Below are 13,737 nucleotides of genomic sequence, written 5' to 3'. Positions count from 1 at the left end.
AGCACGTGCGCCGCGGCGCGGATACGGCGAGTGCGCGCGGCCCCGGCTCACGGCGTCCAGGCCTGGGTCAGCGCGGCCGGGTCCGGGCGTTCGCGTTCGGGCGCGTCGAGCCGGGCGGTGCCGATATGGATGAAGCCGACGATGCGCTCGTGCGCCTGCACGCCGAACCAGCGCGCCACTTCCTCGTCGTAGGCCGGCCAGCCGGTCAGCCACACCGCGCCGTAACCGAGCGCCTGCGCGGCTTGCAGCAGGGCGAAACAGACGCAGCCGGCGGTGAGGGTGCGTTCGAGTTCGGGGATCTTCTCGTCCGGGCCTAGCTGGGCGATGACGGCGACGATCAGCGGCGCGTACGAGAAACGGCCGCGGTCTTTCTCCACCGCCGCCGGGCCGGCGTCGGGGAAGCGTTCGATGCCGCGCGCGGCCAGGCGTTCGCCGAGGGCGTGGCGGGCGTCGCCTTGAATGGTGAGGAAGCGGAACGGCACGCGCTTGCCGTGGTCGGGCACGCGCACGGCCGAGGCCAACATACGCTGCAGGGTGGATTCGTCCGGTCCGGGCGCGGAAAGTTGCTTGGCCGGCACCGAGCGGCGCTGGTCGAGGGCGTTGAGAAGGGGGGCGTCGAGGTTGGGCATTTAAGGAATCTGAACCTTGGTCACAAAAATGAACGGCGACACGGTGACGGTCGCAGCTTGGTCGAATCTAGGCACTATCCTGACGCTCGCGGTCGTAAAAAGACGTGCCGCATCCACCAGGGGGAACTGCGAGTGTCTGGTCACTTGCACGGCGTCGTTCACAACACGCGGGCGGATCCTGCGCGCGTGCTCGAAGAACTCAAACGACAGACGCTCGAGCAACTCGGGGGGCTGCCCGGTTCCCTGTACGGACCGATCGAGGACGCCCTGAAGGCCGATTCGCTCAAGGGCGACGGCCGCAACCACCAATTCGAAGATCAGGCCGCATTGTGGGTCCTGCGCCAGCAACAGGCCAGTCATGTCATGGCCTTCCGCCAGCAGATCGCCGCGGGCTTCGAAGCGTATCGCGCGCCCGGCGCGGCGGTCGGCGGGGTCGGCGGTTCGCCGCTGACCCTGGTCGGCGAACAGCAACTGGCGTTCGACCTCGACGGCGAGCGCCTGATCGAACTGCTCGAACACCGCTACCAGCGTCCGCTGGAGATGGTGCGCGCGCGCCTGCAGATGCTGGCCCAGGCGCTCGGAGCGCCGGACGGCGTCAATCCGATCGGGCCGTACCGGCTGGTGCGCGCCTTCACCTCGGTCTACGCCGACGCCCAGGTCACCGAAAGCCTGCGCATGCGCCTGTTCCGCCAGTACGAGCAGGAACTGGCGCGGCTGCTCGGCGACATGTACGCGCGCATCAACCAATTGCTCGCCACCGCCGGTTACGGCATGGCCGCCGGCGCGCCGCCGCCGGCCGCCGGTCCGGCGCGCGCGGCGGCCGAAGATCGCCGCGACCGCAACACGCTCGACGGCGTGTTCGACACCGTTCCGCATCGCGAGGCCGCAGCGTCCGTGCCGCACGACTATCAACAAGGATCGTATCCGCCGCCGGCGGGCCCGGGCGCCAGTCCCGGTTACGCGGCGCAGGGCGCGCCGGTGTCGCAGGTGGAGGTCGCCGCGATGGCGGCCGAGCTGGCCGAACTGCGCACGCAACTGCACGCCTGGCGCGAAGGCATGATCAAGACCGGCGGCCTGCCGCCCGGCCACCAGCCGCAGCGCACGATGGCCCAGCGCCGCGAACTGCGCGTGGACGAAGTCGTCGGCATGGCCTCGCTGCTGCAGCCCGAGCCGTCCGACGCGTTCGCGCGCGCGCTGGCGGTGTCCGGACGCCTCGGCGAGACCATCCGCGACCAGCTCTACGACGGCGCGCGCCGGCTCGGCTTCAATCCCGACCAGACCTGCTTCAGCCCGGAAGAAGACGACGCGATCGATCTGGTCGCGCTGCTGTTCGACTCGCTGTTCCGCAACCACGCCCTGCAGGACCGCGCCCGCCGCGTGTACGCGCGGCTGGTCATGCCCTACGTCAAGGTCGCGCTGACCGACAACGAAGTGTTCGTCAAACGCGAACACCCGGCGCGGCGCCTGCTCGACGCGATCACCGAGGCCTGCGAAGGCAACGACGGCGAGACCCCGCAGGACCGCGACCTGCTCGAGCGCGCTTCGGACATTTCCCAGCGCATCGTCTCCGACTACAACGAAGACCTGGCGGTGTTCGAGCTGGCCCACGCCGAGCTCGACGCGATGCTGGCCCAGCACCGCCGCCGGATCGAACTGCAGGAACAGCGCGCGGCCAAGGCCACCTACGGCCGCGAGCGCCTCGGCGCCGCGCGCAGCCAGGCCGACCAGGCGGTGCGCGAGCGCATCGCCGACGGCAAGCTGACCTCGGCGGTCGCCGATTTCATTTCCACGCCGTGGCGCCACCATCTGGTGCAGGTGCTGCTGCGCGAGAACGAAGACCCCAAGCGCCGCGCCCAGGCGATGGCGCTCGGCGACGCGCTGGTCATGGCCGACAAGCTCGCCGCCGAGAACCGCGGCCGCGAACTCGCCGATCAATTGCTGGCCTTGCAGCCGATCATCATCCAGTGCCTGTCGTCCTCGGGCCTGGACGAAAGCGCCGCGCAGCACGCGATGGCCGGGCTGGTGCGCGCGCTGGCCACGCCGGACAAGGAACGCGCCGACCATCCGCAGCCCAGCGCCGCCGAGGTCGAGGAAGACGTGGCCGAGGAACGCCGCCGCTACCTCGACGATCAGGCCGCGCAGGGCGGGCACGACCCGCTGCTGGCCGAGCGCATGCGCCAGCTCGAACCCGGCGACTGGCTGCGCCTGACCAACCTGCAAGGCGAAACCATCGCGGTCAAGGTGGCCTGGCTGAGCCCGCTGACCTCGCGCCTGCTGCTGGTCAACCGCCGCGGCGTGCGCGCCCTGGTCGCCTCGGCCGAGGAACTGGCGGTGCTGGCCTCCAACGGCCGCCTGGTGGTCGGCGCCGAGCGCACCGCGTTCGACGAGGCGATGCGGCAGGTGCGCAGGCATCTGGACCGGGTGATCTGAGGCTGAGCGAAGCGCGGGCCGCCACGCGGCTCGCTGCGGTGGCAGGGGCTTCGGCCGCGGCGCTTTCCGCCCGGCTCGCCGCGCTCCCGGCAGCCGGCCTCAAGACTGAAGCACTCTCGCAACGGCGTGCTCCATCGGTGGCGCCCCTGTGACTTCCCGCCGCTTCTGAGCGACCGTTCGCCGGCCGGGATCGCGCGCGCGCCTTCGCATCCGCTACGATGCGGCGAACCGGGCACGGAGCAGAGCATGTCGGGCATCACGATAGGCGTGGCCAGCGAAACCGCTGCCGGCGAGCGGCGCGTGGCGCTGACGCCGGAAACCTGCAAGAAACTGGTCGCCCGCGGCGCCCGCGTGCGCATCCAGCGCGACGCCGGACGCGGCGCGAGCTTCACCGACGAGGCCTACGTCCAGGCCGGCGCCGAACTGGCCGACGACGCCGCCGGCGCCACCGCCGAGGCCGACGTGGTGCTGTGCGTGCAGGCGCCCGACAGCGAGCGGCTGAACCTGTTGCGCGAAGGCGCGGCCCTGGTCGGGCTGCTGCAGCCGCAGGCCGATGCCGCGCGCGGCGAGGCCATCGTCGCGCGCAAGCTGCTGGCGTTCCCGCTGGAGCGCCTGCCGCGCACCACCCGCGCCCAGGCCATGGACGTGCTCAGTTCGCAGGCCGGCATGGCCGGCTACAAGGCGGTGCTGATCGCCGCCCAACTGGCGCCGCGCTTCTTCCCGATGCTGACCACCGCCGCCGGCACCATCCGGCCCTCGCGCGTGCTCATCGTCGGCGCCGGCGTCGCCGGCTTGCAGGCGGTGGCCACGGCCAAGCGCCTGGGCGCGCAGGTCGAAGGCTTCGACGTGCGTCCGGAAACGCGCGAGCAGATCGAATCGCTCGGCGGCAAGTTCCTCGACCTCGGCGTCAGCGCCGCGGGCGAGGGCGGCTACGCGCGCCAGCTCACCGACGAGGAGCGCGCCGAACAGCAGCGCCGGCTCGGCGAGCACCTCAAGAACATCGACGTGATCGTCTGCACCGCCGCGGTGCCGGGGCGGCCGGCGCCGAAGATCGTGACCGCGGCGATGATCGCCGGGATGAAGCCCGGCAGCGTGCTGGTCGACCTGGCCGCGGAAACCGGCGGCAACTGCGAACTGACCCGTCCCGGCGAAACCATCGACGCCGACGGCGTGATCATCGCCGGCCCGCTGAACCTCGCCAGCGCCGGCGCGGTGCATGCCAGCGAGATGTTCGCCCGCAACGTGTTCAACTTCGTCAGCCTGTTCGTCGACGGCGGCGAACTCAAGTACGACTGGAACGACGAGCTGCTGGCCAAGACGGTGTGGCCGGAGCGCAAGGCCGAGGCGCAGAGCGCGGCGGCGTAAGCGGTCGGTGCGAACAGGCCCGCTTTGTGCGGGCCTTTTTTGTGGGAGGGCCGTCGGGCCCGGCGCTGTTGTTGCAGATCGCGATGCGCTGAGAAAAAGGCGTCGGGCCTGAAGGCGCTCTTGCAACCGCGAGCCTCGGGTTTCGAGGCTGTGCCGCAGCAGCGGAGCCCGCATCGCCGGCGAAACGGAACCGGCGAACGCGGAGATCCGAACGCTGCCCAGGTTCCTGCCCCGCAGCATCGGATCTCCGCGTTCGCGCGGAGGTTGAACCCTGTAACGCCCGCTGTAGGAGCGACGCGAGTCGCGACCGCGAAACCGCATCTACGCCGCTGTCGCGATCGATTGCGTACACCGGCGGGCCGCTGCGTCGTCGTTGCGGCTTCGCGGTCGCGACTTGCGTCGCTCCTACAGCGAGGCGGCGCGGCGTTCGCGGCAACTCGGCATCTATTGCGTGCGGCTGCGGCCTGTTGCGTCGTTGTTGCGGCTTCGCGGTCGCGACTTGCGTCGCTCCTACGGGGAGGCCGCGCGGTTTTCGCGGCAACTCGGGATCGATTGCGTGCGGCTGCGGCCTGTTGCGTCGTTGTTGCGGTTGCGCGGTCGCGACTTGCGTCGTTCCTACAGGGGAGGCGGCGCGGCGTTCGCGGCAACTCGGGATCGATTGCGTACGGCTGCGGCCTGTTGCGACGTTGTTGCGGTGGCGCGGTCGCGGCTCGCGCCGCTCCTGCAGGGGGCGGGCGCGGCTTTTGCGGCGGTTCGTCGTCAATTGCGCGGCGGCGGCGGGGGCGGCGGCCCGAACGGATGGTCGCCGTGCGGCTTCGGCGGCGGCGGGTTGGCCTGGACCCAGGCGCGGCGCTGTTCGGGCGTCATCGCGCGCCACTTCTCCATCAGCGCGCGCTTGCCGTTGTCGTCGAGGCCGCGCATCTTGGCGAACAGCGCGCGCATCTGCCCGCGCTCCTCCGGATCCAGCCCTTCCCAGCGCTTCATGCCGTTGCGCGCCTCGCGGCGCTCCTCGGGCGTCATCTGCTGCCAGCGGCGGGCGCGGTCGAGCATCTTCTGGCGCTCGTCGGGCTGGGTGTTCCAGCGGTCGCGCATCGGCGCGATCAGTTGTTCGCGCTGGGCCTGGCTGAGCTGGTCCCAGGCCGGCAGGTTGGCGGCCGAAGCCGAGGCCGAGGCAGGAGCCGGCGGCGCGGCCAGCGCCGGCGCGGCGAGCGCGGCCAGGGCGAGCGCGAGGCCGGCGCGGCGGAAGAAGGTACGGCGCATGGCGGTCACTCCACGTGGGTGCGCGGCAGGGCGTCGGAATTGGACGCCAGCCACAGGTACAGATCGGGGTTTTCGTCGAGGGTGGCGACCGCGGTGTCCGGGTCGTAGCCGGTCTCGACCGCGACCGGCGCGGCGGCCGCGCGCGACGGCGCCGCGGCGACTTCGACCGGCGCCGTCGCCGGGCCCGGCGCGGGCACGCCGCCGCCGACGAACTGCAGGCCCAGCGCCAGGGCGATCGCGGCCACGCCGGAACTGGCCAGGGCCCAGCCGAGGAGGCCGCCGCGGCCCCGCTGGGGCTGCGCGGCGGCCTCGCTGCGGATCGTGCGCAGCCGCTGGCGGACCTGCGGGCTCACGCGTTCGAGCGACTGCGCGTGCAAAGCGCGCAGGGCCGCGTCGAAACGCGCATCCGCATCGGCCGCCGGGCTTGCGCGGTGCGGCGCCGGGGTGCGGCCTTCGGCGCTGCGCGGGTCGGTGTTCATCGCCATTCCTCCAATTGCCGCTGCAGCGCTTCGCGCGCCCGCGACAGATGCGTCTTCACCGCGCCTTCGCTGCAGCCCATCGCCCGCGCGGTCGTGGCGACGTCGAGTTCTTCCAGGACCCGCAGCGAAAACGCTTCGCGTTGTCGCCGCGGCAGTTGTTGCAGCGCCTGCGCCAGCCGGCCGTAGGCTTCGCGGCCGTCGTGGGCGCGCTGCGGGTCGGGGCCGTCGTCGGCCCAGTCGGCCGGCGAGTCGTCCTCGTTGCGCGCCGCCGGCAGCAGCCAGCGCAGGCGGAACGCCCGGCGCCGCTGCACGTCGACGATGCGGCTGCGCAGGATGCTCCAGAACAGCGGCGTCCATTCCTGCGCCGGACGCTCGCGGTAACCCAGCATCTTCATCATCGCGTCCTGGACCGCGTCCAGCGCGTCCTCGCGGTGGCGCAGGCCCAGTTCGGCGAAGCGGAACGCGCGCGAGCCCAGGCCGGCGAGGAATTCCTCCAGGCTGGCCGGCAGCCGCGCCGGCGCCGGTTCGGGCTCGGGCAGCGGCGGCAGCGCGTCCTCGGCGTCGCCGCGAACGGCCTCGCCGTAGGCGGCGCGGGCCGGTCGCGGCGCGTCCGCCGGCGGCCGCGGGCCCGACGCCTGCGCACGCTGCGGCCCGCGAGCGTCGTAGCGATGCTCCAGCGGGTCGTTCGGCGGCAGCGGGTCGTGGTCGACGCTCACGGCCTCCAGGATACGGGCGGCGGGCGGTTGCAGCACGCTCGGGCGCCTCAGCCGCGCGCGCCCGGGCGGCGGCGGGCGTGCCGGCGGCGGGGACGGCGATGAGGATGAATGGTGTCGGCCATGCGGCGGATCCCTGCGCCGGAATGTGCGGCGCTTACGCAATCCGGGAACGCCCGCGGTCCGGATCGGTTGACAACGGTGGCGCCGCATTCACGGCCGGTTATGATGGCCCGGACATCGCATGGGGACGGAACGGATGAGCGACGGGTTCGTGGCGCTGTACATCTTCATGTTGGCCGCGATCGCCGGCCACGTAATCATCTCGCGGGTGCCGGTGATCCTGCACACCCCGCTGATGTCGGGTTCCAACTTCATCCACGGGATCGTGCTGATCGGCGCGATCATCGTGCTCGGCCACGCCGACACCTTGCTGGAAAAAGCCATCGGCTTCGTCGCGGTGCTGCTCGGCGCGGGCAACGCCGCCGGCGGCTACGTGGTGACCGAGCGCATGCTGGAGATGTTCAAGTCCAGCAAGGCGCCGGGCGGCAAGGCGGGCGGTTGATGCGCCGCCGGTGCGGTACCTCGCGGCGGCCGCGGCCGCCGTCTTCGTCGCGGCCGCCTGCGCCGCTGCTTCCTTTCTCGGTTGGGTGCTGCCGCTCGGGCAGTTATCGTTCTCTGGAGCGCGCGCGCTGATGGACGTCCTTTCGACTGTAGTGAAGTTGAGTTATCTGGTCGCCGCGACCCTGTTCCTGCTCGGCCTGCAACGCATGGCTTCGCCGGTCAGCGCGCGCAGCGGCATCCGCTGGGCCGGCGCGGGCATGATCATCGCGACCGTGGCCACGCTGTTCCTGCCGGGCCTGCACAACCTCGGCCTGATCGCCACGGCCTTGCTGCTGGGCACCGCGGCGGCGTGGATCTCGGGCAAGAAGGTCGCCATCACCGACATGCCGCAGATGGTCGCGCTGTACAACGGCATGGGCGGCGGTTCGGCGGCGGCGATCGGCGCGGTCGAACTGCTGCGGCTGGCCGCGCAGATGCCGGCCGACCCGCTGCAGGCGCAGCTCGAACGCGGCGTGATCGCGATGCACACGCCGACCGTGGCGCTGGTGCTGGCGGTGGTCGGCGCGGCGATCGGCGCGGTGTCGCTGTCGGGTTCGGTGATCGCCTGGGCCAAGCTCGACGGGCGCCTGGACAAGCGCGTGGTGTTCCCCGGCCAGCAGGCGTTCAACGCCGTGGTCGCGCTGGCGGTGGTGGTGCTCGGCATCGCCGCGTTCATGACCCTCAACGTCGGCGTCATCATCGCCTTCTTCGTCGCCGCGCTGGCGCTCGGCGTGCTGATGACCCTGCCGATCGGCGGCGCCGACATGCCGGTGGTGATCTCGCTGTACAACGCCTTCACCGGCCTGGCCGTGGCGTTCGAAGGCTATGTGCTCGGCAACGAGGCGCTGATCATCGCCGGCACCATGGTCGGCGCGGCCGGCATGCTGCTGACGCGCTTGATGGCCAAGGCGATGAACCGGCCGATCAGCGGCGTGCTGTTCTCGAACTTCGGCGGCGGCGGCCAGGCGCAGGAAATCGCCGGCACCCAGAAGCCGATCGAAGCCGGCGACGTCGCCGCGATGATGGCCTTCGCCGAACGCGTGGTGATCGTGCCCGGCTACGGCCTGGCGGTGGCGCAGGCCCAGCACAAGATCTGGGAGCTGGCGCAGAAGCTGATGGACCGCGGGGTCAAGGTGAAGTTCGCGATCCATCCGGTCGCCGGCCGCATGCCCGGGCACATGAACGTGCTGCTCGCCGAAGCCGGCGTGCCGTACGACCTCATCGCCGACATGGACGACATCAATCCCGAATTCGCCACCACCGACGTGTCGCTGGTGATCGGCGCCAACGACGTGGTCAATCCGGTCGCCAAGACCGACCCGGCCTCGCCGATCTACGGCATGCCGATCCTCGACGTGGTCAATTCGCGCAACACCATCGTGATCAAGCGCGGCAAGGGCACCGGTTTCGCCGGGATCGAGAATGCGCTGTTCTACGCCGACAACACCCGCATGCTGTACGGCGACGGCGCGGAGATGGCGAGCGCGTTGGTGTCGGAGTTGAAGGCGCTCGACGGCGGGCATTGAGCCGCCCGTCGCTGGTCGGAACGGGCGCGGATAACCACGCGCCCGTTCCCACCCGTGACGGTCGGCGGCCGCTGCCGCCGTCGCTCAATTGGCGCCGCGAATCCGCAAGGTCAAGCCCTTGAGGAAGTTGCGCAGCATCTGATCGCCGCAGGCGCGGAAGTTCTTGTGGTCGCTCTGGCGGAACAGCGCGCTCAGTTCGGGTTTCGACACCGGGAAGCCCGCATCGGCGAAGGCCTGATGCATGTCGAGGTCCTTGAGCTCGAAGGCGACGCGCAGCTTCTTCAGCACCAGATTGTTGCTGACGCGCTTTTCCAGCGGCCGCGGCGGCTGGCTTTCGTCGCGGCCGCGGTAGTGGAACACCAGGCCGTCGAGGAAGCGCGCGAGCACGGCGTCGTCGCACGGCGCGTAGCCTTCGTCCTCGTCTTTCTTGAGGAAGGCTTGCACGTCGGCTTTTTCGAGCGCGAAGCCGGGGTCGGCCAGATGGACGATCTCGACCACCTTCTGGTCGCTCAGGTCGAGCATGTAACGGATGCTGCGCAGTACGTCGTTGGCGATCATGGTCTGTCCTGCCGGCCGCTTGGCGGAGCGCGGCGGTAATGCCGCGCCGGCGCCGCGTGCGGCGGCCGGGACGGTGGGGGGGCGAGGACGGATTCTCGCATTTCGGGCGGGGCGGGGCTTGGGCGGATCGGGTTTTCCGGCCCTGCGGTCGAAATGCGTCGCGGCTGAAGCCCCTTCCGCTACCTGCCTCGCAGTTGCGGAGCCCCTATGGCGGGGCTTCGGCCTCGGCGCTGCCCGATCGGCCGCGGCGAGCGCTCACTAGCTCGAAGCGTCGGCTTCGCCGGCATTGCCCCATTCGCTGAACACATCGCCGTGCGCGCGCCGGGTCGCGTGGCAGGCCGCGCAGCCGTCGCGTTCGGCGCCCTTCAAGCGGTCGCTGCGCTCGCCGGCCGCGAATTCGGCGTAGCCCCAGCCGCCGCTGGCCTGGAAGCGCGCGCTGTCCTTGACCATCACGTCGATGTGCCGGCGCGGGCCTTGGTCGACGATGCCGGCGTTGTCGCGGGTTTCGAACAGGTCGTAGACCAGCACCGCGCCGTCGGGATAGGCGCCGCCGCGCAGGCCCTGCAGCGCGGCCGGATTGGCGTAGACGTGGTGCAGGCCGCCGAAGCGCGGAAACGCGGCGTGGGCGGAGGTGATCAGGCCGCTCTTGATGTGGGTCCAGCGCGTGTAGCCGGCGGGGAAGGCGATGGCGGCCGGGTTCGCGGTCGCGGCGGTCGCGGCCGGTGCGGTGCCGGCCTGGGCCAGGCAGCCGACGCTCAAGCTCAGGGCGAGCGCGGCGGCCAGGCAGGCAGCGCCGAGTTCGAAGCGTCGTACCCGGGCGCCGGCTTGAGGCGAGCGGGTCTTGCCGGGATCAGCGCGCATGCAGGCCGCCCTTCGCGTTCAAGGCACGATTGACCGCCCAGGCGATCGGCCAGGCCACGAACACGATGTGGACCAGGATGCTCAGCCCGATCCACACCGGATCCGGCGGCAGCCCCTTCATGCCGGCGCGCGACAACGGCACGACGATGAAATTCATCGCCACGAACAGCCACAGGCCGTACAGGGTCGCCGCCAGCCACGGGCTGCGGCGCATCCACGCCAGCTTGCTCGCACCGACGGCATAGGCCGCGGCCATCAGCACGGCGATGAAGTAGTGCAGGAACAGGCCCAGCGCCGCGGTGCCGGCGCCGCCGCCGAGCGCGGCCTCGCGGCCGATCAGGCCGGAGGCGACGCTGTGCAGCACGCGTTCGGCCGGCACGCCCTTGGTGAGGCCCCAATAACTGATCGCGTAGCTGATATCGAGGGTGGCGGCGATGAGGCCGCCGATGAGGGTCCACAGCGGCAGGGAGCGGGCGGAGCGGAAGGCGGCGGTCATGGCGGGCTCGGTGGCGGGCGGGTGACGGATGGGCCGCGCCGGCGAGGCCGCCGCGGCGGGAAGCGTTCGCAGCGTTACGCGGCGATCGCGCGGATGGATGCAGCGCTCACGCGGCGCGGCCGCGGGCGATGCGCGCGCTTTCCGCGCGCCGCGCCTGGGTGGCGGTGACGCCGAAGGAGTTCTTGAACGCGCGGCAGAACGCGCTCTGGCTTTCGAAGCCGAGCGCCTCGGTGATCTCGCACACCGGCATGCGGGTGTCGCGGACCATGCGCCAGGCGCGGTCCGAGCGCAGCCGCGCGGCGTATTCGGTCGGGGTTTCGTCGAACACTTCGCGGTAGATCCGGATCAGGTGGCACGGCGAATAGCTGGCGCTGCGGGCGAGCCGGCCCAGGTCCAGGCGCACGTCGGGATGGCGGCGGATCAGGTGCTGCACGCGCAGCAGCCGCAGCAGGGTCTGCTGGCGCCGGCGCAGGGTGCGGCCGCTGCAACGCGGCAGCCGTTCCAGCAGGTCGCGCTGCTCGTCGCGCAGCAGCGCGCCGAGGGTGCGCAGCAGGGTCGGGCCGTTGGCGGACAGTTCGTTCGGGCGCGCGTCCAATCGGCCCAGCCGCACCAGCAGCCGGCTGGCTTCGCGCGGCGCCGCGCCTTCCCACGGGAACAGGTCGTTGCCCTGCGCCTGCGGGGCGCCGTCCAGATGCGGTTTCCATGCCGTGTCGGGCCCGCACAGGCACAGCCACCAGCAGGGGCCGCGCGCGCTGCTGCGCAGGCGGCTGTCGCGCCAGACCTGCAGGTGGCCAGGGGCGAGGTCCCAGGCGCTGTCGGCGGCTTCCAGCCGCAGCGGGCCGCGCAGCGGCAGCCACAGCGACAGCCAGTTCGGCGGCAGGTCGAGCTGCACGGCGCGGCCGCTGGCGCGGACCATGTGCAAGGTGGAACCGTCCCGGACCGCAGCCGCGCTCAGGTCCAGGTGTTCGGCGAAATGAATGCGGTGGTGTTGCACGCTCATGGGGGCCTCGGCGGCGTACCGGCTTGCGGTTGGCCCCTAAGCTAGCCAGCCGCGGCCGTCATCTGGAGGGCCAATTAGCCCGGGAGCGCAGGAGCCAATCCGGTCCGGCCGGCGCTGCGGGCCGCGCGCCGGGCGGCACCGCCGGGCCGCCGGCATTGCGCCGGTCTCGCGGCGTCGATGTGCCCGGACCGGCAAACCCGCGTTCGCGCGGGCCCGGCGCCTCGTCAGCGGCGAATCGGCTTGGCACACTCGCTGCGCAACGGCCCGCGACAGGGCCAATCGGGAGTCCGCCCATGTACCTGCCGCTCGACGGCCGCGGCCCGCTGCACGGCCAATTGGTCCGCTCGCTCAAGGACGCGGTGCTGGCCGGGCGCCTGCCGGCCGGGATGCGCTTTCCGCCGAGCCGGCTGCTGGCCCAGCAACTGGGGCTGTCGCGCAACACCGTGCTGGCCGCCTACGAGCAACTGCGCGCGGAAGGCTTCATGCAGGCGCGGGTCGGCTCGGGCAGCTTCGTGGTGCTGCCCGGCGCGCCGGCGCAGCCGCCGAGCGAGCCGCCGTCGCGGCTGCCGGCGCAAAGCGCCTACGCCCAGCGCCTGCGCCGCTACCACGACCACGCCAACATCCCCGGCCGGCGCCTGCCCGGCACCGTGCACAGCTTCCAGTACGGCGTGCCGTTCACCAATCCGCTGCTGACCTCGGCCTGGGCGCGCGCGCTGTCGCACGCGGCCGCCTACACGCCGCCGAACTACCCGACCGCGCAGGGCCTGCCGGCTTTGCGCACCGCGGTCTGCGACTACCTGTCGCTGCGCCGCGGCGTGCGCGCCGCGCCCGAGGACGTGGTGATCGTCGCCGGCACCCAGCAGGCGATCGCGCTGACCGCGCGGGTGCTGCTCGACGACGGCGACGAAGCGGCGCTGGAAGACCCGCATTACTTCGCCGTGCGCGAAGCCTTGCAGATCCACGGCGCGCGGCTGCGGCCGATTCCGGTCGACGCCGAAGGCCTGCGCACCGACCTGCTGCCGGAGCGGCCGCCGCGGCTGATCTGCACCACGCCCTCGCACCAGTTCCCGACCGGCGCGCTGATGTCGCTGCCGCGCCGGCGCGCGCTGCTGGAGTACGCGCGCCGCCACGAATGCTGGATCTTCGAAGACGACTACGACGGCGAATTCCGCTTCGACGCGCAGCCGCACGCGGCGCTGTACGGGCTCGACGACGCGCGCCGCACGATCTACGTCGGCACCTTTTCGAAAGTGCTGTTTCCGTCGCTGCGGCTCGGCTACATGGTGGTGCCGCCGGGGCTGCGCGAGGATTTCATCTCGGCCAAATGGGTCGACGATTTCGGCTCGCCCGGGATCGAGCAGGCCGCGCTGGCCCAGTTCCTCGCCGACGGCGGCTTCGAGCGGCACCTGCGCCGCACCGCCAAGACCCTGCGCCAGCGCCGCGACGCGCTGCTGTCGGCGTTGCGCCGGCTGGCCGGCGACGCGCTGGAGATCCAGGACTCGCGCGCCGGCATGCACCTGCTGGTGTGGCTGCGCGGGCGCAGCCCGGCCGAGGGCGAGGCCTTCATCGCCCACGCCCAGGCGCGCGGGCTGGGGCTGTACTCGGTGGCGCCGTGCTACATCAGCCCGCCGCAGCGCGCCGGGTTGCTGTTCGGCTACGGCGCGTTGTCGGTGGCGGAGATCGAAGAAGCGGCGCGGCTGTTCGTCGCCTGCCTACACGACATCGGCTTCGCCGCGGCGGCTTGAGCGGGGCTAGCCGTAGCTGCCTGTAGGAGCGGCGCGAGCCGCGACTGCGACAACGCACCTACGCCGTAACCT

The 13,737-nt window shown here is 71.8% G+C and carries 14 protein-coding genes; 5 read left to right on the top strand and 9 right to left on the bottom strand.

Annotation, left to right across the window (positions count from 1 at the left end; genetic code table 11):
- Positions 1-47 precede the first annotated feature (47 nt).
- Complete coding sequence (locus tag JHW38_RS10145; protein ID WP_207525787.1) at positions 48-629, bottom strand: nitroreductase family protein; 582 nt, start codon at positions 627-629, stop codon at positions 48-50.
- A 132-nt stretch (positions 630-761) separates the two neighbouring features.
- On the opposite strand from JHW38_RS10145, the gene JHW38_RS10140 reads away from it, so the two are divergent.
- Together JHW38_RS10140 and JHW38_RS10135 are read left to right on the top strand one after the other, a co-directional pair.
- On the top strand, positions 762-3,059 hold the full coding sequence (locus JHW38_RS10140) for a DUF1631 family protein (RefSeq protein WP_278249810.1): 2,298 nt from the start codon (positions 762-764) through the stop codon (positions 3,057-3,059).
- A gap of 246 nt (positions 3,060-3,305) precedes the next feature.
- Entirely contained in the window at positions 3,306-4,424 is a 1,119-nt protein-coding gene (locus JHW38_RS10135) for an NAD(P) transhydrogenase subunit alpha (RefSeq protein WP_207525785.1), read from the top strand.
- On the opposite strand, the gene JHW38_RS25920 is transcribed toward JHW38_RS10135, so the two are convergent.
- The 4 genes from JHW38_RS25920 to JHW38_RS25500 all read right to left on the bottom strand — a co-directional run bounded on the left by JHW38_RS25920 (position 4,342) and on the right by JHW38_RS25500 (position 6,711).
- Positions 4,342-4,776, bottom strand: a complete 435-nt coding sequence (locus JHW38_RS25920) for a DUF6053 domain-containing protein (RefSeq protein ID WP_428995295.1) — start codon at positions 4,774-4,776, stop codon at positions 4,342-4,344. The genes JHW38_RS10135 and JHW38_RS25920 overlap by 83 nt on opposite strands.
- A gap of 407 nt (positions 4,777-5,183) precedes the next feature.
- On the bottom strand, positions 5,184-5,684 hold the full coding sequence (locus tag JHW38_RS10130) for a DUF3106 domain-containing protein (RefSeq protein ID WP_207525784.1): 501 nt from the start codon (positions 5,682-5,684) through the stop codon (positions 5,184-5,186).
- A gap of 5 nt (positions 5,685-5,689) precedes the next feature.
- Positions 5,690-6,163, bottom strand: a complete 474-nt coding sequence (locus JHW38_RS10125) for a hypothetical protein (RefSeq protein WP_207525783.1) — start codon at positions 6,161-6,163, stop codon at positions 5,690-5,692.
- Complete coding sequence (locus JHW38_RS25500) at positions 6,160-6,711, bottom strand: RNA polymerase sigma factor (RefSeq protein WP_242691380.1); 552 nt, start codon at positions 6,709-6,711, stop codon at positions 6,160-6,162. Before JHW38_RS25500 ends, JHW38_RS10125 begins: the two co-directional genes overlap by 4 nt.
- A 424-nt stretch (positions 6,712-7,135) precedes the next feature.
- Between JHW38_RS25500 and JHW38_RS10115 the strand changes: the two genes are divergently transcribed.
- The gene (locus tag JHW38_RS10115; protein ID WP_206413795.1) at positions 7,136-7,441 is read left to right on the top strand and encodes an NAD(P) transhydrogenase subunit alpha; all 306 of its coding nucleotides are present in this window, start codon (positions 7,136-7,138) and stop codon (positions 7,439-7,441) included.
- Between the two features lie 130 nt (positions 7,442-7,571).
- Entirely contained in the window at positions 7,572-9,005 is a 1,434-nt protein-coding gene (locus JHW38_RS10110) for an NAD(P)(+) transhydrogenase (Re/Si-specific) subunit beta (RefSeq protein WP_207525781.1), read from the top strand.
- An 84-nt stretch (positions 9,006-9,089) separates the two neighbouring features.
- Here the strand turns inward: JHW38_RS10110 and JHW38_RS10105 are convergent, their stop codons facing one another.
- From JHW38_RS10105 to JHW38_RS10090, 4 genes are all read right to left on the bottom strand, one after another.
- The gene (locus JHW38_RS10105; protein WP_207525780.1) at positions 9,090-9,563 is read right to left on the bottom strand and encodes a DUF1456 family protein; all 474 of its coding nucleotides are present in this window, start codon (positions 9,561-9,563) and stop codon (positions 9,090-9,092) included.
- Between the two features lie 258 nt (positions 9,564-9,821).
- Positions 9,822-10,424 carry a cytochrome P460 family protein gene (locus JHW38_RS10100; protein WP_207525779.1) on the bottom strand — a complete coding sequence of 201 codons (603 nt, stop codon included), beginning with the start codon at positions 10,422-10,424 and terminating at the stop codon, positions 9,822-9,824.
- Positions 10,414-10,920: a hypothetical protein gene (locus tag JHW38_RS10095; protein ID WP_207525778.1), complete on the bottom strand. Its 507-nt coding sequence runs from the start codon at positions 10,918-10,920 to the stop codon at positions 10,414-10,416. The genes JHW38_RS10100 and JHW38_RS10095 overlap by 11 nt, the downstream gene beginning before the upstream one ends.
- A 106-nt stretch (positions 10,921-11,026) precedes the next feature.
- Complete coding sequence (locus tag JHW38_RS10090) at positions 11,027-11,920, bottom strand: helix-turn-helix domain-containing protein (protein ID WP_207525777.1); 894 nt, start codon at positions 11,918-11,920, stop codon at positions 11,027-11,029.
- Positions 11,921-12,213: 293 nt separating this feature from the next.
- On the opposite strand from JHW38_RS10090, the gene JHW38_RS10085 reads away from it, so the two are divergent.
- On the top strand, positions 12,214-13,665 hold the full coding sequence (locus JHW38_RS10085) for a PLP-dependent aminotransferase family protein (RefSeq protein WP_207525776.1): 1,452 nt from the start codon (positions 12,214-12,216) through the stop codon (positions 13,663-13,665).
- The last annotated feature ends 72 nt before the right edge of the window (positions 13,666-13,737 follow it).

Origin of the sequence: Lysobacter enzymogenes, assembly GCF_017355525.1 — a bacterium.
In the GTDB taxonomy this organism is placed as follows: domain Bacteria; phylum Pseudomonadota; class Gammaproteobacteria; order Xanthomonadales; family Xanthomonadaceae; genus Lysobacter; species Lysobacter enzymogenes_C.
This window is presented reverse-complemented; position numbering and strand designations above follow the sequence as displayed.